The following is a 24,019-nucleotide window of genomic DNA, read 5'->3' as shown; positions in this document are numbered from 1 at the left end:
CTAGACCAATGGATTCTGCCGGCCCGTTCCGCCCACCACCAGCGACTCCAGTCGCTCGGCCGCCGCCGCGGCCCCGCCGCCGGCCAGCAGTTCGGCCCCGACGCGAACGGCGGCCGCCCGGTGGTCCTCCGAGTCCAGAACGGTGCGCAGCCGCGCCGCCAGCTGCTCCGGCGTCACCCGGGCGAACGGCACCCGCAGCCCGGCGCCGGCCGCCGTGACCTGCGCCGCGACGAACGGTTGGTCGTGCCGGATCGGTGCGGTGACCAGCGGTAGTCCGTGCGCCAGTGCCTCGCCGACGGTGTTCATCCCGCCGTGGCAGAGCACCGCGTCCAGCGTGCCGCGGGCCATCAGCTCCAGCACCGGTGCACGGTCCACCGCGACGGCGTGACGGGGCAGTTCGGGAAGAAGCGCGCGCGGAGCCGCGATCACCGGTTGCACGTCGTCGCCGCAGAGCGCCAGCGCCCGGACGGCACGGGTGTGGAAGCCGGTCCCGAGCTCTCCGGCCAGCGTGCCCATGGTGACCAGCACCCTGCGCCGCCCGGGCTCCAGTCGCTCCCACGGGAACGCCGGATCGGCGGGCCGCTCGGTCAGCACCGGCCCGACCAGTGCCACGTGCTCCGGGAACGCCGCGCCGGTCAGCGCCGGGCCGGTGAGCGCCAGCACCAGGGCGGGGGAGAAGCGCGGATCGGTGTACTCGCCCTCGGGTAGCCCGGCCCGCTGCCAGAGGCCGCGCAGCAGCCCGGTCATCCAGGCCTCCACCTGCGGTAATGCCCGCAGCGGCCGCCCCAGCTCCATCGCGCCCGGCGCCAGGCTCGCCCACGGCAGCCCGTACCGGTGCGCGACCAGGGCGCCCGCCGGCGTGTGCTGGTCGACCAGCAGCGCGTCCGGCCGGAACTCCCGCACCACCGCGTCCAACGGCTTCGCCGTGAACCGCGCGTACGGGACGATGAACCCCTCCCAGAGGGAGCGCAGGGCGGCCAGCCCGTGCCCGCCCTGCGCCCGGAACGCCCGGGTGCCGGTGCCCAGGACGGCCGCTTCGGGCCCGAGAAGCGGCCGCAGGACCGACTCGGTGCCCGTCCAGGCGACTTCGTGCCCGCGCGCGGTCAGCTCGCGGGCGATGCCGAGGGTCGGATTGACGTGTCCGGTCAGCGGAGGCACGACCAGCAGGAACCGGCTCATCGGGCTGCCCCTTCGGGCAGAAGGCGTTGCACCTCGGCGACGGTCAGTGCCTCCAGCGCGCCGAGGTCCAGCCCGGCGCGCAGGTCGGCCAGGCCGGCCGCGGTACCGAATCGCTCGGTCAGCAGGGTGTCCAGCAGGGCGAGTTCGCGCTCGTCCAGCAGCAGATCGGCGTCCAGCCGCGCCTGCGGGGTGATCAGTGCGGCCCACTCCGGCGGCGCGTCGGCGGCCTTGACCAGCAGCTCGACCAGCTCCGGGCGGACCGGGACAGGGGGGAAGGACGGTTCACGATCGGTCATGGGGGTGGCTCCACCAGCTCGACGGCAGGGGGCGGATGATGGCGGGGGGCGGGTGCGCAGACTCGCGCCCGAACGGCCCGAGATCACTTGTGCGACCCGTCGGGCGTCGGAATACTAGCCCGCGTGACCGCACTGGAGGCAGTGGCCGTCCACCTTCCCCACCACACCGTGCCCATCGAGGCGGTGGGCGAGCGCATCGGCCTGACCCCACGTCAACTTCGACTCTTCCGCCGCTTCCACGGCCTGGACCAGCTGCGACTGGACCCGGACGGGACGCTGCCCGACCTGCTCGGCGCCGCCGTCGAGGCACTACCGGAGCTGCGCGGACGCGAACGGCACGTCCGTTTCGTGATCCACGCGCGCAGCATGCCGGTGGCGGTGCCGTACCCGCTCAACCCGCTGCACCAACTGCTCGACCGCTACGGCCTGGCGCACGCCGGCGCCTTCACCGTGACCCACCACGCCTGCGCGGTGGGCCTCCTGGCCGTCGACCTGGCCGGCCGGCTGCTGGCCGGCACCGACGACCCGGAGGCGCTGGCCCTGGTCCTGGCCGGGGAGAAGACCTTCACCAAGGACGCCCAAGTGGTGCCCGAGACGGGGATCTTCGCCGAGGGCGCGGCCGCCTGCCTGGTCCGCGCGACCGGCGAGCGCAACCGCGTGCTCTCCTACGCCGTCCGCCACCGGCCCGAGTTCGACGGCCGCCTGGCCGGGGATCCGGACCTGCTCGCCCGCTACCAGCGCGAGTACCCGACGGTGATGATCGAGGCGATCGAGGCCGCCCTCGACCAGGCAGGTCTGGACCTCTCGGACGTGGCGGTGGTCCTTCCGCACAACGTCAACCAGGCCTCCTGGCGGATGATCTGCCGCCGGATCGGGTACCCGGTGGAAAAGGTGGTGCTGGACAACGTGCCCTCGGTCGGGCACAGTTTCGCTGCAGACAGCCTCATCAATCTCCACACCGCCACCACACGGGGGCTGCTCCGCCGCGGCGACCGCTACCTGATCGCCGCCGCCGGTGTCGGAGCCACCTTCTCCGCCATGGCCGTCGAGCACTGACGCACCGTCAGTCGGACGCGTAGGGCGAGCACAGACGCTGCCGTGGCACGGCGAGGACGACCACACCCTCGGCCGCGGCTTCCACCGCACCCATTCACCTTTCACGCACGACGGGACGGGACATCCATGCCAGACCCCGCGGTCCAGACCACTGAAGCCGAGCTGCGCGAGCGGATCCTGAAGAGCCTCGGCGAGCTGCTGCCCCGCGTACTCAAGCGCGACCTCTCCGAGATCCCCGAGAACGCCTGCCTCTTCGACGACCTCGGCCTCACCTCGGCGGGCACCATCGAGCTGATCCTGGAGGTCGAGGAGGCGCTCGACATCCAGGTCGACGTCGAGCAGATCGGCGAGGACGACCTGCGCTCGGTGACCAGCCTGGCCGACTACGTGGCCGGCCACATCATCCCCGAGGACTGACCGGGTGGCCGCCGCCTCCGCCCCCGGTCTGGCCGTCACCCGGGTCGTGGCGGGGTACGTCGACGGCCGGTCGGAGGCCTCGCTCGACCCGGACCTGCGGGTCTTCGTCTCCGATCTGGTCCGCCCGTACGGGCTGCCGTTGCGCGAGGACCTGTTGACCGAGGGTGTCGGTCACTCCTACGAGGAGATGGCCGAGGGGTTGCTGCGCGAGGCGCTCGCCGACGGCCGGCCGGCCGACCTGCTGATCCTCGCCTTCGACTCCCCGGACGTCCGCCCGGGGGCGCCGAGTTCGCTGGCCCTGAGTCGCTCCTGCCCGGGCGATCCGCTCGCCTTCGCGCTCTGCGACCAGGGCTCGGCCGCGGCCTTCAGCGCGCTGCGAATCGCCGCCGAGTACCACCGGACGGGTGCCTGCCGCCGGGCGGTGGTGGTGCTGGCCGAGCAGACGGCGCTGCACTACCGGGCGGCCGAACCGGTCGAGCTGCCCGAGCGGCACTGTGCGGTCGTGCTGGTCTGCGAGGAGGCGGAAGGCCATGAACTGACGGTCCATCAGGTCTCTTCGGTCGATGCCGAACTCGCGGCGAAGGCGGTCCGGGTGGAGGCGGAGGCGCTGGGGGAGGGTGCGGCGGTGCTGCTCGGCCCCGGTCTGGCGGTCGGCCCCGGCCTCGACGGCGTGGTCGAGGTGCCCGGCGGCCAGCCGTTCACCGGGCTCTGGTCCGCGCTGTCCGAGCGGCTCCCCGCCTGGCGGGCCGAAGGGCGGTCTGTCCTGGCGGCCGGTCTCGACCGCCGGCTCGGCGTGCTCAGCACCCTGGCCCTGCGGGGCGGGCCATGACCGGCCTGCCCGGCCTGCCCGACCTGTGCGATCCGGCGGATGTGCCCGACTCGATGGGCCCGGACGACCCGGCGGATGTGCCCGACCTGGTCGACCTCTGGGTCATACCGACCGACCAACCCGATCCCGTGGTGCGGGCGCTGCGCACCCTGCTGGACCTCGGCGAACGCGCCCGAGCCGCCGGACCGGCCCCTGGGGCGGGCCGCCGCTTCACGGTCGTGCACGGCGCCGTCCGGCTGCTCGTGGCCGAACGCCTGGGCCTGCACCCGGCCCAACTCGCCTGGCGCCTCGGGCCGCACGGCAAGCCCGAGCCGGCCGGCGATGGCCGCACGCCCGGTGTCAGCTACTCCGCCTCCGGTTCCCTCGCCGTCCTCGCCCTCACCGACGGCCGGCAGGTCGGCGCCGACGTCGAGGAGGTCCACGATCCGCGCGTCGCGGCCCGGATAGCCCACCGCTACTTCCCGGGCGCCGAGGCCGCGTCGCTGGCCGCGTCCGCCTCGCCCGCCGTCCTGGCCGAGCGCTTCACCGAGCTCTGGTGCCGCCGCGAGGCCTGTGTGAAGGCGTACGGCGGTCGGCTGGTGCAGGGGTTCGCCCTGCCGCTGGCCGGTCCGGCGCCGGTCGTCCTGGCCGATGTGGGCGCCCTCGGCGACGGCCCCTGCCGGATCGACGACGCCCCGGTGCCGGGGCCGTTCCGGGCCGCGGTGGCGGCCGTCGGCGACCGCCCGTTCCGGCTCCGCCTTCATCGGTGGTCCGCTCCGACAGTACTTACCAGCCCTTTCTGGGCAAATAGTTGACGGATCGTCAGATATCCAGAACCTTTGGTCTGGACCACTTTCCCGGGTCGCTGATAGCGTCCCGGTCCGCACCTCGCTGAGACCCACTGAGAATCACCGAGACCCCGACCTTCAGACCCTTCAGACCCTTCAGACCCTTCAGACCCTTCAGACCACCCTTGGACCCCCGGCGAGCCGAAGGGCACGGACGACGTGACAGAGACCAGCCGGCGGATCACCGTCCGGTACAGCGGCGCGACCAGCGGCTCCGGGCCGCTCACCCTCGGCCAGGACAACATGATCCGCTGCATCCGGCGCGACCAGCCCGCCCAGATCAACAAGGAATCGGTCTGGCCGGTGCCCGACGGCACCACCCTGCCCGCCGCCCTCGACGCGCTGCGCGTCCTGGTCGAGCGACACGAATCCCTGCGCACCGTCTTCCCGCCCGGCCCCGGCCCGGAGGGGTTCCCGGAGCGCCAGGAGGTCCGCGGCGAGGGCGAGTTCACCGTCACCGTACTCGACACCGGAGACCTTGCGGAGACCGAACTCGACAGGCTGGCCGAGGAGTCGGGCCGTCGCGAGGTGGCAGTCCCGTTCGACCTGGCGGACGGCGTCCGGCTCCGCTTCACCCTGCTGGCCGACGCCGACCGGGCATTGCGGCTGATCGTGGTGGTCTGCCACGCCGGCGCGGACGGCGTCGCGACCACGCTGCTGATCCAGGACTGGCTGATGCTCGCCGCCGGCAAGGAGCTGCCGCCCGCAACGGCCCGGACCCCGTTGGAGGTGGCCGCCCGGGAACGGAGCGACCAGGGCCGGCGCAAGGCCGCCGCAGGGCTCGGGCACTGGGAGAGGATCCTGGCCACCGGCCCGCAGGCGGTCTTCGCCGACTCCCGGATCACCGGCCCCGCGGACAACGTCGCCGCCGTCGTCCTGCGCTCCCGCGCGGCCGGTGCCGACCTCGCCGCCGCCTCGCGGCGGACCGGCGCGAGCCCCTCGGTCGTCCTGCTCGCGGCGTTCGCCGCCCTGGTCGCCCAGCGCGCCGGCCACTCCACACTGGTGCTGGCCGCTCTCTCCGCCAACCGCCAACGCGCCGCGATGGCCGACCACATCGGCACGCTCGCCCAGGACGCCCTGCTCGCGCTGGACGCCGGCGCCGTCGACCTGGACGAGCTGATCGGCCGCACCAAGGCCGCTTCCCTCGCCGGCTACTGGCACAGCACCCTCCCTGCCGGGAAGGTCTGGCAGCTGATCGAGGACGTCGCCCACCTGCGCGGCGCCCGCTTCGCCCGGCAGGTCGTCGTCAACGACCTCAGTCTGGCCATCCCCGAGGCGATGTCCGACGCCCGCCCGGCCCCGGTCGGCGACCCCGAACTGACCTGGCTGCCCGACCAGCCGCTCCCGGTCCGCATCATGCTCAACGTCCTCCGGACCTCCGGCAGCCTGGAGTTCGCCCTGCTCACCTGCCCGCAGGTGCTCGACCGGACGGAGGCCCAGCGGTTCGCGCTCGCCCTGCCGGCCCTCCTCGGGGCCGCCGCACACGGGCCGTTCCCACTCGCCGACCTGCCCGCCCTGACCGGTGTGCCGTCCGCCGTCCGGACCGGCGCCTGGGAACTGATCGACGGCTGCTGGATCGACCTGGAGGCCGTCCGGGCCCTGGTCGCCGGCGCCCTCGGTACCACCGCGAGCACCGCGGTCGAACACGTGGACGGCCGCCTCGTCGCCCGCATCGCCACCCACGATCCGGCGCTCACCCCGCTCGCCGCCCACCGGGCGGTGGTGGCGGCTCTCCCCGGCCACGACACCGCGATGGCGCCGCACCACTACCTCGTGCACACGGCCACCGGCGCCCTCCCGGACGGGCTGCCGCCCTGGAGCACCCTGCCGGTCACCGCCGAAGGCACCGGCCGCGACCCGGCGATCGCCGGCGCTGCCGCGGGCCCTCCGGGAGGAACGCCGTAGTGCTCGCCCGGAGTTGTGATCAGTGGTGGAGAAATGGGTCGGAGGCACGTCGATATCCCCCTGTTCGAGGCCGACAGCGCTACCAGGTTCTTCGCCCGGTATCTCCGGGCCTCGCCCGGCCGGTCGGGGCGACCGCTCCGGCCACGGGGCCGCGCCGCGCCCCCCGCGCCGGCCACGGGGCCGCGCCACCGCCCCCGCCACGTGCCGAGCGGGCGTCCACGCACGATCCCTCAGCGGCGCCGGCGGTCGTTGAGCCTGGCGGCCTGGCGCGTCAGGTGGTCGCGCTCGGCGAGGTCGGGCGCCTTCCGGGCCGCCTCGGCGTACAGCCGTGCCGCCGTCGCCACGTCGCCGTCGCGCTCGTGGAGGTACGCCGCCACCGCGGTGTGGCGGGGCAGCGCGTCGTCCAGCGCCGCGAGCGCGGCCAGGCCGGCGCGTGGTCCGTCGGCCTCTCCGACGGCCACCGCCCGGTTGAGCCGCACGACCGGGCTGTCCGTCAGCTGTACGAGCTCGTCGTACCACTCGACGATCTGCAGCCAGTCGGTCTCCCCGGCGGTGGGCGCGTCGGCGTGGAGTGCCGCGATGGCGGCCTGGGCCTGGAACTCGCCCAGCCGGTCGCGGGCGAGGGCCGCCTGAAGGATGCCGACGCCCTCGGCGATCCCCCTGGTGTCCCACCGGGCGCGGTCCTGCTCGGCGAGCGGCACCAGGCTGCCGTCGGGTGCCGTCCGGGAGGCGCGCCGGGCGTGGTGGAGCAGCATGAGGGCGAGCAGCCCGGCCACCTCGGGGTGGTCGACCTGGGCCGCGAGCTGCCGGGTGAGCCGGATGGCCTCGGCGGCGAGGTCGACGTCGCCGGAGTAGCCCTCGTTGAAGACCAGGTAGAGGACGCGCAGGACGGTGGCGACGTCACCGGGCCGGTCGAGGCGCGTGCCGGAGACGGTGCGCTTGGCCCGGCTGATGCGCTGTGCCATGGTCGCCTCGGGCACCAGGTAGGCCTGCGCGATCTGGCGGGTGGTCAGCCCGCCGACGGCACGCAGCGTGAGCGCGACCGCCGACGACGGCGTCAGCGACGGGTGGGCGCACAGGAAGTAGAGCTGGAGCGTGTCGTCCACCGCGGGTGCGGGCCCGGGCGCCGGCTCCTCGTCGACGAGGTCCTCACGCCGGCGGCGGGCGGCGTCGGACCGGGTCGCGTCGAGGAACTTCCGCCAGGCCACGGTGATCAGCCAGCCCTTCGGGTCCCGCGGCGGGTCGGCCGGCCAGACGCGGACCGCCTCGACCAGCGCTTCCTGCACGGCGTCCTCGGCCGCCGCGAAGTCGGCTCCGCGGCGGACGAGGACGGCGAGCACGCTCGGTGTGAGGCTCCGGAGCAGGGCCTCGTCCATCGATGAGGTCACTCCGTGATGGTGGGCGGCGCGGACAGGAAGGGGCGCAGCTCGAGCCACTCGTGGATCGGCTTCCCGCCCGCCCCGGGGGCGGCCGACAGCTCCCCGGCCAGCTCGACGGCGCGCTCGTAGCTGTCGACGTCGATCACCATCCAGCCGGCGATGAGGTCCTTGGTCTCGGCGAACGGGCCGTCGGTGACCGGCGGGCGCCCCTCGCCGTCGTACCGGACGAACGTCCCCCCGGGGGCGAGTGCCTGACCGTCGACGAACTCCCCGGTCTTCTCGAGCCGGGCCGCGAAGTCGTTCATGTACTGCACGTGCGCCGAGATCTCCTCCGGCGTCCACTGGTCCATCGGCACGTCGTTGACCGAAGCCGGGGCGCCACGGTAGTGCTTGAGAAGCAGGTACTTGGCCATCGTGATTCTCCTCGGAACTGGTGCGGCCCATTGTGGTCGCCTTCACTGCGGGGACGGAGCCGGTCACCGGTTCTCGACATCGCGGTCGGAATTGTTTTGGCGCCCGGGGAGGAGCCGGGTGAGCCGCCTCGCGGCGCTCCGGTCCACGGCGCTCGGGTCCACGGTGCGGCGTGGCGCGAGGTCGGGACGGAGCGAGGTCCGGCGCCGTGTCCGGCAGGCCCCCGCCCGGACGCCGGGGGCCCGGGGACAACGCGGGCCCGCCCCTCGCCGCCGGTCACCTCACCTCCCACCCACGCCGCCTTTGGTGCGGGCCCGGCCGTGCGGGCAGAGACTGGTGGTGGATCCTGCCGCCGAGGCTGGGAGAGCCATGCTGCTCGGACTCACCACCGCGCTGGTCGCGACCGTCTGCTTCGGCTTCGGGTCGGTCTTCCAGGCCCGCGGCGCCCGGTCGGCTCCCCGGGCGGACCGTGTGCGGGTCGGGCTGCTGGCCGCGCTGGCCCGCTCCTGGCAGTTCCTGCTCGGCACCGGCCTGGACATCGCGGGCTTCGCGCTGAGCGTCGTCGCGCTGCGCACCCTTCCGCTCTTCCTCGTCCAGGCGGTCACCAACGCCAGCCTGGCCGTCACCGCGCTTGCCGCCGCCCGGCTGGTCGGCGCCAGGCTGCACCGCTCCGACCTGGCCGGGATCGCGGCGGTGGTGGCCGGCCTGACCCTGCTCGCGCTCGGCTCCGGCCAGGAGGGCCGCGACCACGCCCCGCCCGCCTTCCACTGGTCGCTGCTGGCCACCACGGCGCTGATGCTGCTGCTCACCTTGGTGCTGGCCCGGCGCAGCGGCAACGCGGCGGCGGCCGGCCTCGGCCTGCTCGCGGGCGTGGGCTTCGGTGTGACCAGCCTGGCCGTGCGCGTCCTGGACGCCGCCGGCCCGGCGGACGTCCTCACCGATCCGGCGGCGTACGCGCTCGCCGCCGGCGGGCTGGGCGGCTACCTCGCGTACGCGCTCGCCCTGCAACGCGGGACGGTGACGGCGGCGACGGCCGCAGGGACGGTCACCGAGACCTTCGGCCCGGCCCTGGTGGGGGTGGTCGCGCTCGGGGACGCGGCGCGCCCCGGCTACGGCTGGTGCGCGCTGACCGGCTTCGCGGTCGCGGTCGGCGGCACCTTCGTCCTCTCCCGCTTCGGCGAGGTGGAGCCCGAGGTGGGCCCCAGTGCCCGCCCGGCTCCGGACGAGGCCGCCGAGGCCGCGCTGCCACCCCGGTAGGCGGCGGACGGCCTCAAGCACCTCGAACGGCACCTACGCCCCGAACGACACCCACGCCCCGAACGACACCCGTACCGCGAACGACACCTGCGCACCCCGAACGGTGCCCGGTCGCCCGGACGGCGCCGCCGTGCGAAGGTGGCTTGCCGGGCAAAACATGACGGACCGAACACCGGACGAACCGAGCAGGCACAGGCCACACGGCACAGCCCACACGGCACAGGCCACACGGCACAGGCCACGCCGGGCTCACGCGCCGGACGTACGTTCGGGACCCCGCGCCCGACCCGGCCGACGGCGCGGCGCGCACAGAGCGGCAGGAGCCATGACGGACGAAGCCCAGCACTCCTTCCGGAAGCCATTCCGGAAGCCCCGCCGGCCCGTGGCCGACCCGCCGGTGGTCCTGGTGACCGGCGCTTCCTCGGGCATCGGCGCCGCCACGGCGACCCGCCTCGGTACGGCCGGCTGGCAGCTGCTCCTCTCCGGAACCGATCGCGCCCGCCTGGACGATGTCGCCGCCCGCACCGGCGGCCGGGCCCTGCCCGAGGACCTCGCCAAGCCGGACGGCCCGCAGCGTCTCGCCGAATCCGCCCTCGCCGCCGCCGGCCGGGTGGACGCGCTGATCGCCAGCGCCGGCCTCGGCTGGCGCGGCCCCTTCGCCGAGACGCCCACCGACACCCTGGACCGGATGATCGAGGTCAACCTCGCCGCCCCGCTGCGTCTGGTCCGCCTCCTCCTGCCCGGAATGCTGGAGCGCGGCCGCGGCCGGATCGTGCTGCTCGGCTCCATCGCCGGCCAGGTCGGCGTGTGCGACGAGGCCGCCTACGCCGCGACCAAGGCCGGGCTGGCGATGTTCGCCGAGAGCCTCTGGTACGAGCTGCGCGGGACGGGCGTCGGCGTCCGGATCGTGCTGCCGGGCGCGGTCGAGACCCCGTTCTTCGCCCGTCGCGGCACCCCGTACCAGCGCGAACGCCCCCGCCCGGTCACTCCCGAAGTGGTCGCCGAGACCGTGTTCGCCACTCTCACCACCGCCTGTGACCGGCCGTTCGTCCCGCGCTGGCTCGGCTTCCCGGCTCGGATCCACGGCGTCGCCCCGGGGGCGTTCCGGCGGATGGCCGCCCGGTTCGGCTGAGGCAGGCGCCGATGGACCGGGCCCGTACCGTCCGCCGGGCCGCCCTGGCGGTGGCGGGCGTCCAGTTCGTCCACCTCTCCCCGGCGGCCGTCCGCCTGACCGCCGTCCGCCGAACGGTGGCCCGCCGCATCGCCGGGTACGGCACCGAACCCCGCCATGTGGCACTGACCTTCGACGACGGCCCGGACCGACGCAGCACCCCGTACATCCTCGACGCCCTCGACGGCATCGGAGCCCGCGCCACCTTCTTCCTGCTCGGCGCGATGCTGGAACGCGCCCCGGGCCTCGGCCGCGAACTGGTGGCTCGCGGCCACGAGGTGGCCGTCCACGGCTGGCACCACCGGCAGCAGTGGTACCCGGCCCCGGGGCGTGATCTGCGGGAGCTGCGCCGCGCCACCGAGGCGGTCACCGGGCTCTGCGGTGCCCGGCCGCGCTGGTACCGCCCGCCCTACGGCGTCCGCACGGCCGGCCCGGCGCTGGCCGCCCACCGCCTCGGCCTGCGCACCGTCCTCTGGACGGCCTGGGGCCGGGACTGGACCGACCGCGCCACCGCGGACTCCGTCTTCGCGACCGCCCGCCCCGGCCTCACCGGCGGCGCCACTCTGCTGCTCCACGACTCGGACTGCACCTCGGCCCCCGGCTCCTGGCGTGCCACCCTCGGCGCCCTCCCGCTGATCGCCGCCCACTGCCGGAGCCACGGCCTGACCCTCGGCCCCCTGCGCGACCACGGCGTGGCGTGACGCGCCGGGCGGGCGGCCGTAGCCCCACGTGCTCCGGCCCACGTGCTCCGGAACCGCCCGATCCGGCCCACGTGCTCCGGAACCGCCCGATCCGGCCCCTGATACCCGCCCTACTCCGCCCTGCTACAGCCCTGACACCGCTCTGGTGCAGCCCTGCTAGAGCCCCACCCGCTCCAGCGCCGTCGCGAACCCCGTCCGCCATCCCTCCGGGGAGGCGCCGGAGGAGGGGGACGGGGAGGGGCGGTCCAGGGCGGCGAGGGCGTTGCGGACGACCTCGGCGGGGCCGGCCGAGGTCACGTCGGCGTGGCCCAGCTCCAGTTCGTGCTGGAGGTTGTCGCGGCCGTGCCCCTGGACGACGTCCAGCAGGAGCAGCCGGCGGCCGAGCGCCCGCGCCTCGCTGCAGGTGTCGCCGGAGCTGGTCACCACCAGGTCGGCGGCGGTCATCAGCGCCGGGATCCGATCGGTGTACCCGAACGGGTGCAGGTTGGGGCGGGGCCCGGCGGCGTGCCGGAGCCGGCGCTCCAGCTCGCGGTTGCGGCCGGCCACGGCGAGCACGTGCGGCCCGGCGTCCGCCAGCGAGGCCGCCGTCCGGGCGAGCGGGCCGAGGCCCCAGGACCCGGACATCAGCAGCACGCACCGCGCGTCCGGCGGCACACCGCACTCGGCCCTGGCCTGTGCCCGCCCCGGCGGGCGGTAGAACGGCTCCCGCAGCGGCGCGGGCAGTACGGCGACCGCCGCGTCGGGGCGGTAGCGCCGCACCGCGCACGCGGCGACCTCGGAGGTGACCAGGAAGAGGTCGGTGCCGGCCTGCACCCAGAGCCGGTGGGGGGTGACGTCGGTGCAGAGGACGAGGTGGCGGAAGCCGGACGCGCCGTGGTCCCTGCCCAGCCGGTTCACCGCCGAGGTCGCGGTGGCGAACACCGACACCACCAGCTCCGGCCGCTGCTCGGCGACCAGCTTCCGCAGGGCCGGCACCAGCCGGGTCCGGGCCGCCGCGTCGGCGAGCAGCGCGATCCGGGCGCCGGGCCGCAGCGCGGAGAAGTGGAAGGCGTCGTAGACCCCGGGCAGGCCGAGCAGCCGGCGGAAGACCAGCTCCCCGGCTGCGCCGGACCGTTGGCCGAGCAGGGCCATCGCGTCCACGGTGCTGGTGGTCCACCCGCGGTCGTGCAGCGAGTCCGCGCAGGCCTGGGCCATCACGTCGTGGCCCTGTCCGAGCGAGCCGGAGACCAGCAGCGCGTGCGGCACCGGGCGCGGCCTCAGGAAGTGCCCGGAGCGGGCTTGGGCGCGGGGGCCGGAGCCGCCTCGTCCCGGTACCAGTCGGCGTACCGCCGCACCCCGTCCGCGAAGTTGGTACGCGGCGACCACCCCAGCAGCCGCTTGGCCTGCGCGGCCGAGATGCGGCGCCCGGAGTAGTCGGCTGCCCGCGCCTCGATGTGCTCGATGCTGACCGGACCGAGCAATCGGTCGACGGTGTCGGCGATGTCCCGCACCGAGATCGCGGTCGAGCCCTCCAGGGCGAAGGTCTGGTCCTCGGCGGTGGGGGAGAGGGCCCGGACGTGGGCGTCCGCGAGATCCTCGACGTAGACGAAGTTGCGGCTCTGCCGGCCGTCCCCGGCGATGGTGATCGGCCGTCCGGCCAGTGCCGCCTGCACGAACCGGGCGACCACCAGCTCGTCCCGCATCCGCGGCCCGTACGGGATGCCGTAGCGCAGGATGGTGAAGTGCCGCCCGTACAGCTCCCGGTAGCTGTGCACCAGCATCTCGGCGGCGAGCTTGGTGGCGACGTACAGGTGCCCGCTGTGGTCCAGCTCGATCGGCACGTGCTCGTCCAGCTCCTGCTCGCCGTTGTCCATCCCGGCCTCGGCGAGCGCGGCGCCGTAGACCCAGACGGTGCTGGCCAGCACGGTGCGGCTGAGCCCGCTGCGCCGGGCCGCCTCCAGGACGGCCTCGGTGCCGTCGATGTTGGTGCGCACGGCGCGGACCGGGTCGGCGGCGACGTGTTCGACGTCGGCCATCGCGGCCAGGTGGAAGACCACCTCGCTGCCGTCCAGGGCGGCGGTGAGCGCGGGCAGGTCCAGGATGTCGATCCGGGCGTGCTCGGCGCCGGGGTTGAGGTACTTGTCGGTGGTGTCCACCGCGAGCACCTCGTGCCCGGCCGACAGCAGCCGGTCCACGACGTGTGAGCCGATGAATCCGCACCCCCCGGTGACGGCTACGCGCACGTTCTCTCTCCTTCTCCGGCTGGCTGGGTCGGGGCTCTCCGGACGGCGGGGTGCTCCCGGCAGGGGCTCATCCCGCGAGCCGCCGGTGGACGGCCGTGACCGCCGCGATCACCTGGTCGGTCTCGTCCTCGGTCATGTCGGAGTGCACCGGCAGGCAGACCTGCCGGGCGCAGAGGTCCTCGGCGACCGGCAGCGGCCCCCGTCGGTAGGGGGCCAGGACCGGCTGCAGGTGCAGCGGCAGGTCGTACACCTCGCCGGAGAGCCGGACTGCGTGCTCCTCGGCCACCGCCCGCTTGAACGCGGCGCGGTCGACGCCCGCCGGCAGCAGCACCACGTACTTGTAGTAGTTGCTGCGCGAACCGGCCGGCTCGGCCGTCGGTCGCAGGCCGTCGAGCCCGGCGAGCGCCGCGTCGTACCGCTGGGCGACCCGGCGCCTGGTCTCGACGAACTCCTTGAGCCGCCGCAGGTGCACCGTGCCGACGGCGGCGTTCAGCTCGCTCATCCGCCAGGAGGCGCCGAACCGGACGTGGTGGTTGGTGGTGAACGAGCCCTTGCCCTGGTCACGGTGGATCCGGGCCTCGTCGCGCAGCTCGGCCGACTCGGTGAGGATCATGCCGCCCTCGCCGCTGGTGGTGACCTTGGTCGGATAGAACGAGAAGGCGCCGGCCAGGCCGAACGACCCGGCGGGGCGCCCGTCGTAGCTGCTGCCGTGGGCGTGTGCGGCGTCCTCCACCAGCGGGATGCCGCGCCGGTCGCAGATCGCGCGCAGGGCGTCCACCTCGGGGGTGATCAGCCCGCCGATGTGCACCAGCACCACGGCGGCGGTGTCCGGGGTGAGCGCAGCCTCCAGCGTCTCGGGGCTGAGGGCGAAGGTGGCCGGGTCGACGTCGGCGATGACCGGCCGCCCACCCGCGTGCAGGATGGCTCCGGCGGTCGCGTAGAAGGTGACGGCCGGGACGACCACGTCACGGTCGCGGACGTCGACGGTGCGCAGGACGATCTCCAGTGCCGCCGTGCCGCTGGCGACGGCGACCGCGTGCGTGGCACCGTGCTCGGCCGCGAAGGCCTCCTCGAACCGCTCGGTCCAGGGGCCGAGCGTCAGCGCGCCGGTGGCGAGGATCTCCGTCACCGCGTCCGCGACGGCCGAACGGTCGCTCTCGTCGAAGACGATGCGAGCGGCTGGAACGCCCATCGGGCCTCCTCCGACAGCAGGATGAACACTTCATAGGACATGCATCTCTGGGAAACACGTATCTCCGGGCAGACCGGGCAAAACGGTCGGGCCAGGCACATCACGCTACTTCGCCCGCCCGGCCCCGGCCCGTCGTCACCGCCCACCCGGGTGATCCGCAGCCCCTGCCCGCCGCGCCCCCCTGCTCTCGCTCGCGCCCCCCTGCCCTCGCTCGCGCCCCGCCGCCCGCCCAGGGCTCCGGGAGGCGACCCCTCCGTCGCCCTGCGCAGGCCGCGGATACTCCGTCCGGGTGTCGCCACCGCTGCGCGCACAGCACTCACCGGACGTGTCCGAGGATGCCCGCGGCGCTTTCCCCGGCCCGGGCGCCCGACCAGGTCCGGGCAGGTCCGGGCAGGTCCGGCCCGGCCGGACCTGCCGGGGCGGCCGGGTGCCCACGACGGAGCGACAATTGACTTGGCCCGACTCAAGGCCCGCAGCCCGGCGGGGCCTGTGCGGAAGGAGGCCGGCGATGGTTCGTTCGGTCGGGATAGACCTGGGCACCACCAACTCCGTCGTCTGCGTCCTGGAGGGCGGCGAACCCACCGTCGTCCCCAACGCGGAGGGCGCCCGCACCACGCCGTCGGTGGTGGCGTTCGCCAAGGCCGGCGACGTGCTGGTCGGCGAGGTGGCCAAGCGGCAGGCGGTGACCAACGTGGACCGCACCGCCCGTTCGGTGAAACGGCACGTCGGCGAGGCGCAGTGGCGCTTCCCCGAGGCCGGCGACGTGGACGGCCGGCGCTACACCGCGCAGGAGATCTCCGCCCGCGTGCTGCAGAAGCTGAAGCGCGACGCCGAGGCCTACCTGGGCGAGGACGTGACCGACGCCGTCGTCACCGTCCCGGCGTATTTCAACGACTCCCAGCGCACCGCGACCAAGGAGGCGGGCGAGATCGCCGGCCTGAGGGTGTTGCGCATCGTCAACGAGCCGACCGCGGCGGCGCTCGCGTACGGGCTGGACAAGGAGAACGACCAGACGATCCTGGTCTTCGACCTGGGCGGCGGCACCTTCGACGTCTCGCTGCTGGAGATCGGCGACGGGGTGGTCGAGGTGAAGTCCACCAACGGCGACACCCATCTCGGCGGCGACGACTGGGACCAGAAGGTCGTGGACCACCTGGTGCAGCAGTTCAGGAACGGCTACGGGATCGATCTCGCCAAGGACAAGATGGCCGCGCAGCGGCTGCGCGAGGCCGCCGAGAAGGCCAAGATCGAACTCTCCTCGGCGAGCGAGACCAGCATCAACCTGCCCTACGTCAGCGCCTCCGCCGACGGTCCGCTACACCTGGAGGAGAAACTCACCCGCGCCCAGTTCGAGCAGCTCACCGCCGACCTGCTGGAGCGGTGCAAGGGCCCGTTCCACCAGGCGGTGCAGGACGCCGGGATCCAGGTGTCCGACATCGACCACGTCATCCTGGTCGGCGGCTCGACCCGGATGCCGGCCGTCACCGAGCTGGTCAGGTCGCTCACCGGGAAGGACCCGCACAAGGGCGTCAACCCGGACGAGGTGGTGGCGGTCGGCGCCGCGCTCCAGGCCGGTGTGCTGAAGGGCGAGGTCAAGGACGTCCTGCTGCTCGACGTCACCCCGCTGTCCCTCGGCATCGAGACCAAGGGCGGCATCATGACCAGGCTGATCGAGCGCAACACGACCATTCCGACCAAGCGCTCGGAGATCTTCACCACGGCCGAGGACAACCAGCCGTCCGTGCAGATCCAGGTCTACCAGGGCGAGCGCGAGATCGCCTCGTACAACAAGCGGCTCGGCATGTTCGAGCTGACCGGCCTGCCGCCCGCGCCCAGGGGCCTGCCCCAGATCGAGGTCACCTTCGACATCGACGCCAACGGCATCATGCACGTCGGTGCGAAGGACCTCGGTACCGGCCGCGAGCAGAAGATGACCGTCACCGGCGGCTCCTCGCTGCCGAAGGACGACATCCAGCGGATGATGCGGGACGCCGAGCAGCACGCCGAGGAGGACCGGCAGCGCAGGGAGGCCGCGGAGACCCGCAACCAGGCCGAGCAGCTCGTCTACTCGACCGAGCGGCTCCTCGCCGACAACCCCGAGAAGGTCCCAAGCGACGTCCGGACCGAGGTGGAGGCGGCGCTCGCCGACCTCAAGGAGAAGCTCAAGGGCGAGGACACCGCTGCCGTCCGGATCTCGCTGGAGCGGGCGGCCCTCGTCGCGCAGAAGATCGGCACGGCCATCTACTCCCAGGCCTCGTCCGGCTCCGGCACCCAGCCCGCGGAGGGCGCCTCGGACGGCTCGGCGGGCGGCTCCGAGGGCGCGCCGGGCGGCGAGGAGGAGGTCGTCGACGCCGAGATCGTGGACGAGGAGAGGCCCGGGCGCCCGGGCGGCTGAGCCGGTCGGATGCCGGGCCTCTCCTCGTCCGGAACGGCCGGCCGCGGCCCGCCGGCCTTCGCATAGAGTCCGGCCCATGGGGAACAGGGTGGGAGCGCGTGAGCTCTACGAAGGACTGCTGGGACACGAGGGCACGGATGCGTACGGGGAGGTCGTCACCCCGTGGCTCGACCGTGCCCAGGGCGGCTACCGCACCTCGCTCGCGGTGGCGGCCGAGTGCAGCGGGTGGTGGACGGCGCACCGCACCGACGACAGCGTCCTGAGCCTGCACCGGCAGCTCTACGCCCTGAGCCGGGTGAGCGACATCCTGCTGCTCGGCCGGCAGCCCTCCCGCGATGCGGTGGACGACGCCATGCCGACGCCGGCGTTCCCGGACCACGAGTACCTCGGGCTGTTCGGCGCCCTCGGCATGACACCGGCCGGGGCGGGGGCCGGGGGCGGGTTCGACCCCGTCCTGCACGAGATCGTCGAGGTCGAGCAGGCCGACGACCCCCGGTCGCCGATCGAGCTCACCGGGGTGCTCTGGCCGGGCCTGATGCTCGGCGACCTCGTGTTCGGCCGGGCGGGCGTCCGGGTCCGGGCCGGCGCCGAGCATGCGCAGCGTGGTGTGGCCGACCGCTCGCCGCTGTACTGGGGCTTCCGGCGCCGTCACCGGCCGACCGTCGACCTGTCCCAGGGCTGGGGCGGCAACTCGCAGTGGGCGACCGGCCTCCGGCTCGACTACCGGACCTCGTCCGGCGACCGGCTCAATGTGGACGGCGACCGCCCGATCGACGGCAGCACGGTACTCAGCCCGGACCACCCGGAGAACCTCAGCCCGGAGGAGCGGCTGCTGACACCCCGCGAGCGCCGCGAACTGCTCCGCCACCGCTGCCTGCTCCGGACACCCGAAGCCGCCGTCGACCTGGCCGCTCTGGCCCCCTGGGAGAAGGAGCTGATGCCCTTCGACTGGATCCTCCCCGCAGGCGAGGAGTGAGCGGCGTGCCTCCTCCCGACAGGCGCCGGCCCACCCGGCCGTGCGGCGGGAGTACGGGTAGTGTCGGCGGCGGCCGTCAGGCCGGGGTGCGCCGCCGTGCCGGACCTCCGCCTCCGGTGGCCGGAGGGCGATCGCCCGTCCGGTTCCGCGTGGCGCCGGAGGCCTCCGCCTGGCCGAAGGGTGGGTGGTCCCATGCCGTCGGGTCGTAGGGATCCGCTCGGACCGGCAGCCGGTGCCTGGGTGGCCGGCATCGACGTCGGCGGCACCGGGATCCGGCTCGCCCTTGCGCCCGGCACCTGGCCCGAGGATCTTTCCGGCGCGCGGACGACGGCCGTCGCCGTGGCCGCCCGGGTCGGCGCGTCGGGCCATGACGCGGACGCGCTGCTCGCCGAACTGCTTCCTGCCCTGGACACCCTGGCCGCCGGGCTGCCCGCGGGCGCGAGGATCGGCGCCGTCGCCGTGGGCGCCACCGGGATGGCCCTGCTCGGCCGCGACCTCGCCGCCAAGCTCCCCGGTCCGCTGGCCCGCGCCACCGGCGCGGCGCGGCTGGTGCTGGCCGGTGACGCCGTCGCCGCGTACGCGGGCGCGCTCGGCACCCGGGCGGGCGTCGTCGTGGCGGCCGGCACCGGCCTGGTGGCGGTCGGCTGCCACCCGGTCGCGGGCTGGCGGCGGGCCGACGGCTGGGGCCAACTGCTCGGCGACTGCGGCAGCGGCGGCTGGATCGGGCGCGCGGGCCTGGAGGCGGCGCTGCGCGCGTACGACGGGCGGGCCGGCGGCTCGTCCGCCCTGCTGGCGGCGGCCGAACAGCGCTACGGCCCGGTGACCGGCCTGCCCGCCGCGCTCCAGCCACGCCCCGACCGTGCCGCGCTGCTGGCGGCCTTCGCCCCGGACGTGGCCGCCGCGGCCGACACCGGCTGCCCGGTCGCGGACGGCATCGTCCGGCGCGCCGCCGGGGAGATCGCCACCAGCGCGACGGCCGCCGCCACCGCAGCCGGGCTCACGGCACCCACGCTCGCCCTGACCGGAGGCCTGTTCCGTCTCACCCGCCTTCGCGAAGCCACCCGCACCGCTCTGACCACCCGCCTCCCGTCGGCCCGTCTCCACCGGCCCGACGGCCCGCCCCTGCTGGGAGCCCTCCGCCTGGCCGCCACCGCGACGACGGGCCTGCCCTGGCCGGTCGATCCGCCCCTGCTCGACGTCCTGCGCACGCCCGCCGCCTGAACGCCGCCGACCGAACGCCCCTGCTTGAGCGCCGCTGCCTGAGCGCCGCCACCGGCGAGAGGTCCGCCGTCAGGCCGTCCGGACGGCGAGCGCGCCCCCGACGCGTGCCCCGACGTGCCCCCGACGCGTGCCCCCGGCGCGTCCTGCGGACCCGCCCCGGCTCCCTCGCCGGGCGGGCCGGGGCAGAGCGGCGCAGGATGGATCTTCCAGGGCAGCACGAGGCTCCCGGGTTCCACCAGCGGAACGGGCCGGCGATGGGAGGCCGTCATGATCGGTATGGCGGACATCAGGGAATGGCGCGGCCAGGCCGTGGTCGACGAGAAGGACCACCGGATCGGCACGCTCGAATCCGTCTACGTGGAGACCGCCAGCGACCAGCCGTTCTTCGCCACGGTGACGGTCGGCCTGCCGACCCGCCACCGGCTGGCGTTCGTCCCGCTGGACGGCGCCGTGGTCGGGCCGGGTTACGTACGGGTCGCGTTCCCCAAGAGCCTGGTCAAACAGTCGCCCTCGATCGGTCCCGACGACATCCTGCCGGCCGAGGACGAACCGGCGGTCTTCGCCCACTATGAACTGGCCTACGAGACCGGTGCCGGCGGCGAACGCCGGCTCGCCCGGCGCTGAGGCCCCGGCCGGCCCCGGGCCGGTCCCGGCGCGCCGTTCCCCCGTGCGGCCGCGCCGGGACGGGACACTCGGTCGTCGCCTCCCGGCACCGCCCGGGCGGAGTCCCGACCTGTCCGACCGCCACCTCCCACCCCCGGGCCGCCACCGATGACCGTCTCCATCGCCCTGTTCACCCAGGACCTCCGCCTGCACGACAACCCCGTCCTGCGGGCCGCCCTGGACTCCGCCGACGAGGTCGTACCGCTCTTCGTCCTGGACCCGGACGTCGCCGCCGCCGGCTTCGCCGCGCCCAACCGGGCCGCCTTCCTCGCCGACTGCCTTGCCGACCTCGACGCCGGGCTGCGCGCCCTCGGCGGGCGGCTGGTGCTGCGACGCGGACCGGCCGCCGTGGCGACGGCCCGGCTGGCCGAGGAGGTCGGCGCCGTCTCGGTGCACGTCGCGGCCGGTGTCAGCGCCTTCGCCCAGCGCCGGGAGCTGGCCCTGCGGGCACTCCTCGGCCCGCGCCTGCACGTCCACGACAGCTCGCTCACGGTGGCCGTGCCCGGGGAGCTCACGCCCGCGGGCAAGGACCACTACGCCGTGTTCACCCCGTACTTCCGCGTCTGGCAGCAGGCGCCGCGCCGGCCGGTCCACCGCGCGCCCACGGCGGTGCGCACACCCGCGGGCGTCGGCGGCGATCCGCTGCCCGCCGCCGTCCCCGACTCTCCGGGCCTGCCGGCCGGCGGGGAGCGGGCCGGGCGGAGGCTCTGGCGGGGCTACGCCCTCGACCGCTACGACGAGTTGCACGACGACCTCGCCGCCGACGGGACGTCACGCCTCTCGCCGTACCTGCACTTCGGCTGCCTCTCCGCCGCCGAACTGGCCGCCTCCGCCGGACGGAGGGGCGGCAGCGGTGCGGAGGCGTTCGTCCGGCAGCTCGCCTGGCGGGACTTCCACCACCAGGTGCTGGCCGCCCGCCCGGAGGCCGCTCACCGCGAATACCGCACCCGCGGCGACCGCTGGCTCTCCGACAGTGCGGAGGCCGAGGCCTGGCGCGAGGGGCGCACCGGCTTCCCGCTGGTGGACGCCGGGATGCGCCAACTCGCCCACGAGGGCTGGATGCACAACCGCGCCCGGCTGGTCACGGCGTCCTTCCTGGTGAAGACGCTCTACCAGGACTGGCGGACCGGGGCCCGGCACTTCCTGCGCCTGCTGGTCGACGGTGACGTGGCGAACAACCAGCTCAACTGGCAGTGGGTGGCCGGGACCGGCACCGACACCCGGCCGAACCGCGTGCTGAACCCACTCGCCCAGGCCGACCGGCTGGATCCGGACGGCGCCTACGTGCGGCGCTGGGTGCCCGAACTCGCCGCCCTTCCCGGGCGGGCGGTCCACCGCCCGTGGCGCCTGGACCGCCCGCCCGCCGGCTATCCGGCACCACTCGTCGACCCCGACGCGATCTCCGCCCGCCTCCGCCACGGCCGCGGTCTCGGCTGAGCAGACCGGCCGCCTGGTCGCCCGCGCCGCCCGTACCCGCATGCCCGCCGTGCCCGGCCGCCGCGCCCGCGTGCCCGCCGTGCCCGCATGCCCGCCGTGCCTGCCGGGCCCGCTGTGCCCGCCGGGCCTGCCGGGCCCGCCCGGGACGTCGGAAGCGGGCGCGCCGCGGACCCGCGGGTCCGCGTAAACGTCCCGGAGTTCCCGGACCGCCCGATATTCCGTCATGCGTCGTTCATGTCCCGGTCGCTGACCTTCGGATGAATGGGGCCGCATGCAGTTGTACAGCCAACTGCGGAAACCCTCCTCCCGCCTCCGTGACCAGCCGCCGACGGACCCGGCCCTGCCCGTACCCCCTGGGCGGGCTGGCTGCCCGAGCGCGGCGGACAGGACAACCGTGGCCACCGGCAGCGCCCTGACGCTCACCTCACCCGCCAGCCCCGTCGAGGGTGACCGGCTCACCTTCCACTGGACGACCGACGCCCCCGACGCCAAGAACTGGGTCGGCATCTACGACGGCACCCGCCAGCCCGGCACCGGCAGCTCCCTGCTCTGGAAGTACACCCCCGGCTCCTCCGGCGACGTCCAGCTCGACACCTCGGCGCTCACCGGCGGCCCGTACACCGCCTACCTCCTGGCCAAGGACGGCTACGGCATCCTCGCCCAGACCGCACCGTTCACCTTCCGCCCCAAGCCCGCCGTCGTCCGCCCGCACAGCGCCGTCGACGCGCTGACCACCGCCCCGGTGGCCCCCGGCGCCGCCGTCTCGGTGCGGCTCGGCGGCCTCTGGTCCCGCCCGGCCGGGAACCCGGCGGGGACGGCCACCTTCCGCAAGGTCAGCGGAGCTTCCTGGCTCTCGGTGGCCGCCGACGGCACGGTCACCGGTACCGCGCCCGCCGGCGCGACCAGGAACCCCGAGACGGTCGTCGTCGGCGTCCGGGACAGCGCCGGCGCCACCGACACCGTCACCGTGCAGGTCCCGGTCGCCGATCCGGCCGGCCCGCTGCGCCTGAAGGTGGCGAGCTGGAACCTCGCCGACGCGGGCGCCGCCTTCACCGACGCACCGGAGAAGCAGCTGCGCACCGTCCTCACCCAGGGCATCGACGTCCTGGCGCTCCAGGAGACCGCCGGGACGGCCGCCCAGAGCCTGGCCACCGCCCTCGGCTGGTACGCCTACCAAGGCGCCGGCAGCGTGGGCATCCTCAGCCGGTACCCGCTCACCGCCGTCACGGCCGTCACCGCCTCACTGCCCGCCGCCGGGGCCACCCTCCAGCTCCCGGGCGGCCGCACCGTCCGGTTCTGGGCCGCCCACCTGGACGAGGCCGACTACGGCCCGTACGCCGTCCAGGACGGCCGGAGCGCCGCCCAGGTGGAGGCCGCCGAGACCGCGTCCACCCGCGGCCGGCAGGCCAAGGCGCTCGCCGCCGCCGTCCAGGCGGACGCCGTCGGGCACACGCCGGTGGTCCTCGCCGGGGCGCTCTCCTCGCCGTCCCACCTGGACTGGACGGCCGCCACCGCCGCCTCCCACAACGGGGTCGGCCCGGTCGCCTGGCCGGTGACCACCGCGCTCCAGGCCGCCGGACTGACCGACAGCTTCCGTGAGGAGAACCGCGACCCGGCCAAGGCGCCCGGCCACACCTGGTCCCCGGTCCGCAAGCAGCGCGGCAGCAAGCCGGAGCCGCAGGACCGGATTGACTACGTCCTGTACGGCGGCCCGCTGAAGCTGGTCGAGGCGCACACCCTGGTCGCCGACTGGCCCGCCACCGGCACCGACCCGGCCGCCCTCGCCGCCAACCAGTGGCCCTCCGACACGGCCGCCGCCGTCGCCACCTTCCAGCTCTGACGGCCCGGCGCGCACCCGCGCGCCGCCGCGCCCCGGCGCCCGCCCACCCTCCTCCGCCACCCCCGAGAGGCCCGTTCGCCATGTCCGAACTCTCCCGCCGTACCTTCGTCGGCGCCACCGCGGCCGCCGGCGCCGCCGTGCTCACCGGCCTCCCCGCCGCACCCGCCGACGCCGCACCCGTGCCCGCCGCAGGCCGGCTCACCGGCACCATCAAGGACGTCAAGCACGTCGTCGTCCTCATGCAGGAGAACCGCAGCTTCGACCACTACTTCGGCACCCTCAACGGCGTCCGCGGCTTCGGCGACAAGCAGGCCCTCCAGTTCCCGGACGGGACGGACGTGTTCCGCCAGCCCGACGTCGGGCGCAGCGACGGCGGTGTCATGTTGCCGTACCGGATGGACACGTCGAAGTACAACGCGCAGAACGCGGGCGGTCTGGCGCACGACTGGGCCACCGGTCACCAGGCGATCAACAACGGTGCGATGAACAAGTGGATCGCCGCCAAGGGCGAGCGCACGATGGGGTACTTCACCCGCGAGGACATCCCTTACCAGTACGCGTTGGCCGATGCGTTCACCCTGTGCGACGCCTACTTCACCTCGTTGGCGGGCCCGACCGACCCCAACCGGCTCTACCTCTGGACGG

General features: G+C 74.8%; 22 protein-coding genes. 15 read left to right on the top strand and 7 right to left on the bottom strand.

Translation table 11 applies throughout. The features are described from left to right. Positions 1 to 1,179 carry a glycosyltransferase gene (locus ACZ3YO_RS30090; RefSeq protein ID WP_465575488.1) on the bottom strand — a complete coding sequence of 393 codons (1,179 nt, stop codon included), beginning with the start codon at positions 1,177 to 1,179 and terminating at the stop codon, positions 1 to 3. Then, the gene (locus ACZ3YO_RS30085) at positions 1,176 to 1,475 is read right to left on the bottom strand and encodes a hypothetical protein (protein ID WP_465575485.1); all 300 of its coding nucleotides are present in this window, start codon (positions 1,473 to 1,475) and stop codon (positions 1,176 to 1,178) included. Before ACZ3YO_RS30085 ends, ACZ3YO_RS30090 begins: the two co-directional genes overlap by 4 nt. Before the next feature lie 123 nt (positions 1,476 to 1,598). On the opposite strand from ACZ3YO_RS30085, the gene ACZ3YO_RS30080 reads away from it, so the two are divergent. The 5 genes from ACZ3YO_RS30080 (at position 1,599) to ACZ3YO_RS30060 (ending at position 6,509) form a co-directional block, all read left to right on the top strand. Continuing rightward, positions 1,599 to 2,531 carry a 3-oxoacyl-[acyl-carrier-protein] synthase III C-terminal domain-containing protein gene (locus ACZ3YO_RS30080; protein ID WP_465575483.1) on the top strand — a complete coding sequence of 311 codons (933 nt, stop codon included), beginning with the start codon at positions 1,599 to 1,601 and terminating at the stop codon, positions 2,529 to 2,531. A gap of 126 nt (positions 2,532 to 2,657) precedes the next feature. Then, complete coding sequence (locus ACZ3YO_RS30075; protein ID WP_465575480.1) at positions 2,658 to 2,948, top strand: acyl carrier protein; 291 nt, start codon at positions 2,658 to 2,660, stop codon at positions 2,946 to 2,948. 4 nt (positions 2,949 to 2,952) lie between these two features. Continuing rightward, entirely contained in the window at positions 2,953 to 3,777 is an 825-nt protein-coding gene (locus ACZ3YO_RS30070; RefSeq protein ID WP_465575477.1) for a hypothetical protein, read from the top strand. Next, complete coding sequence (locus tag ACZ3YO_RS30065; protein WP_465575474.1) at positions 3,774 to 4,571, top strand: 4'-phosphopantetheinyl transferase family protein; 798 nt, start codon at positions 3,774 to 3,776, stop codon at positions 4,569 to 4,571. Before ACZ3YO_RS30070 ends, ACZ3YO_RS30065 begins: the two co-directional genes overlap by 4 nt. A gap of 192 nt (positions 4,572 to 4,763) precedes the next feature. Then, positions 4,764 to 6,509: a condensation domain-containing protein gene (locus tag ACZ3YO_RS30060; RefSeq protein ID WP_465575471.1), complete on the top strand. Its 1,746-nt coding sequence runs from the start codon at positions 4,764 to 4,766 to the stop codon at positions 6,507 to 6,509. 230 nt (positions 6,510 to 6,739) lie between these two features. Here ACZ3YO_RS30060 and ACZ3YO_RS30055 read toward each other — a convergent pair whose 3' ends face one another. Beyond that, positions 6,740 to 7,885 (bottom strand): RNA polymerase sigma factor, encoded by a 1,146-nt coding sequence (locus ACZ3YO_RS30055; protein WP_465575738.1) that lies wholly within the window; start codon positions 7,883 to 7,885, stop codon positions 6,740 to 6,742. Positions 7,886 to 7,893: 8 nt separating this feature from the next. Continuing rightward, entirely contained in the window at positions 7,894 to 8,301 is a 408-nt protein-coding gene (locus tag ACZ3YO_RS30050; RefSeq protein WP_396322234.1) for a YciI family protein, read from the bottom strand. A gap of 367 nt (positions 8,302 to 8,668) precedes the next feature. Between ACZ3YO_RS30050 and ACZ3YO_RS30045 the strand changes: the two genes are divergently transcribed. The 3 genes from ACZ3YO_RS30045 to ACZ3YO_RS30035 all read left to right on the top strand — a co-directional run bounded on the left by ACZ3YO_RS30045 (position 8,669) and on the right by ACZ3YO_RS30035 (position 11,428). Beyond that, the gene (locus ACZ3YO_RS30045; RefSeq protein ID WP_465575467.1) at positions 8,669 to 9,556 is read left to right on the top strand and encodes a DMT family transporter; all 888 of its coding nucleotides are present in this window, start codon (positions 8,669 to 8,671) and stop codon (positions 9,554 to 9,556) included. Positions 9,557 to 9,881: 325 nt separating this feature from the next. Continuing rightward, on the top strand, positions 9,882 to 10,688 hold the full coding sequence (locus ACZ3YO_RS30040; protein ID WP_465575464.1) for an SDR family NAD(P)-dependent oxidoreductase: 807 nt from the start codon (positions 9,882 to 9,884) through the stop codon (positions 10,686 to 10,688). An 11-nt stretch (positions 10,689 to 10,699) separates the two neighbouring features. Beyond that, on the top strand, positions 10,700 to 11,428 hold the full coding sequence (locus ACZ3YO_RS30035) for a polysaccharide deacetylase family protein (protein WP_465575462.1): 729 nt from the start codon (positions 10,700 to 10,702) through the stop codon (positions 11,426 to 11,428). A 156-nt stretch (positions 11,429 to 11,584) separates the two neighbouring features. Here the strand turns inward: ACZ3YO_RS30035 and ACZ3YO_RS30030 are convergent, their stop codons facing one another. The 3 genes from ACZ3YO_RS30030 to ACZ3YO_RS30020 form a co-directional block, all read right to left on the bottom strand. Further along, a complete protein-coding gene (locus ACZ3YO_RS30030; protein ID WP_465575459.1) occupies positions 11,585 to 12,673 on the bottom strand; it encodes an MGDG synthase family glycosyltransferase in 1,089 nt (362 codons plus the stop codon). An 11-nt stretch (positions 12,674 to 12,684) separates the two neighbouring features. Further along, entirely contained in the window at positions 12,685 to 13,650 is a 966-nt protein-coding gene (locus tag ACZ3YO_RS30025; protein ID WP_465575457.1) for an NAD-dependent epimerase/dehydratase family protein, read from the bottom strand. A 67-nt stretch (positions 13,651 to 13,717) separates the two neighbouring features. Next, positions 13,718 to 14,842: a DegT/DnrJ/EryC1/StrS family aminotransferase gene (locus ACZ3YO_RS30020; protein WP_465575454.1), complete on the bottom strand. Its 1,125-nt coding sequence runs from the start codon at positions 14,840 to 14,842 to the stop codon at positions 13,718 to 13,720. Positions 14,843 to 15,350: 508 nt separating this feature from the next. Between ACZ3YO_RS30020 and dnaK the strand changes: the two genes are divergently transcribed. From dnaK to ACZ3YO_RS29985, 7 genes are all read left to right on the top strand, one after another. After that, positions 15,351 to 17,237 carry a molecular chaperone DnaK gene (gene dnaK / locus ACZ3YO_RS30015; RefSeq protein WP_465575451.1) on the top strand — a complete coding sequence of 629 codons (1,887 nt, stop codon included), beginning with the start codon at positions 15,351 to 15,353 and terminating at the stop codon, positions 17,235 to 17,237. Between the two features lie 76 nt (positions 17,238 to 17,313). Then, complete coding sequence (locus ACZ3YO_RS30010) at positions 17,314 to 18,213, top strand: hypothetical protein (RefSeq protein ID WP_465575448.1); 900 nt, start codon at positions 17,314 to 17,316, stop codon at positions 18,211 to 18,213. A 192-nt stretch (positions 18,214 to 18,405) separates the two neighbouring features. After that, on the top strand, positions 18,406 to 19,434 hold the full coding sequence (locus ACZ3YO_RS30005) for a BadF/BadG/BcrA/BcrD ATPase family protein (protein WP_465575445.1): 1,029 nt from the start codon (positions 18,406 to 18,408) through the stop codon (positions 19,432 to 19,434). Positions 19,435 to 19,701: 267 nt separating this feature from the next. Continuing rightward, positions 19,702 to 20,058, top strand: a complete 357-nt coding sequence (locus ACZ3YO_RS30000; protein ID WP_465575442.1) for a PRC-barrel domain-containing protein — start codon at positions 19,702 to 19,704, stop codon at positions 20,056 to 20,058. A gap of 147 nt (positions 20,059 to 20,205) precedes the next feature. Then, positions 20,206 to 21,534, top strand: coding sequence for a cryptochrome/photolyase family protein (locus ACZ3YO_RS29995; protein WP_465575439.1), 1,329 nt, complete (start codon positions 20,206 to 20,208; stop codon positions 21,532 to 21,534). 394 nt (positions 21,535 to 21,928) lie between these two features. Next, positions 21,929 to 23,374, top strand: a complete 1,446-nt coding sequence (locus tag ACZ3YO_RS29990; RefSeq protein WP_465575437.1) for an endonuclease/exonuclease/phosphatase family protein — start codon at positions 21,929 to 21,931, stop codon at positions 23,372 to 23,374. Between the two features lie 80 nt (positions 23,375 to 23,454). After that, on the top strand, positions 23,455 to 24,019 hold a 565-nt coding region (locus ACZ3YO_RS29985; protein ID WP_465575434.1), incomplete at its 3' end, for an alkaline phosphatase family protein.

Source organism: Kitasatospora sp. NPDC022785 (assembly GCF_055561295.1).
Note: the sequence above shows the minus strand (reverse complement) of the source record. Positions and strands in the feature narration are given on the sequence as shown.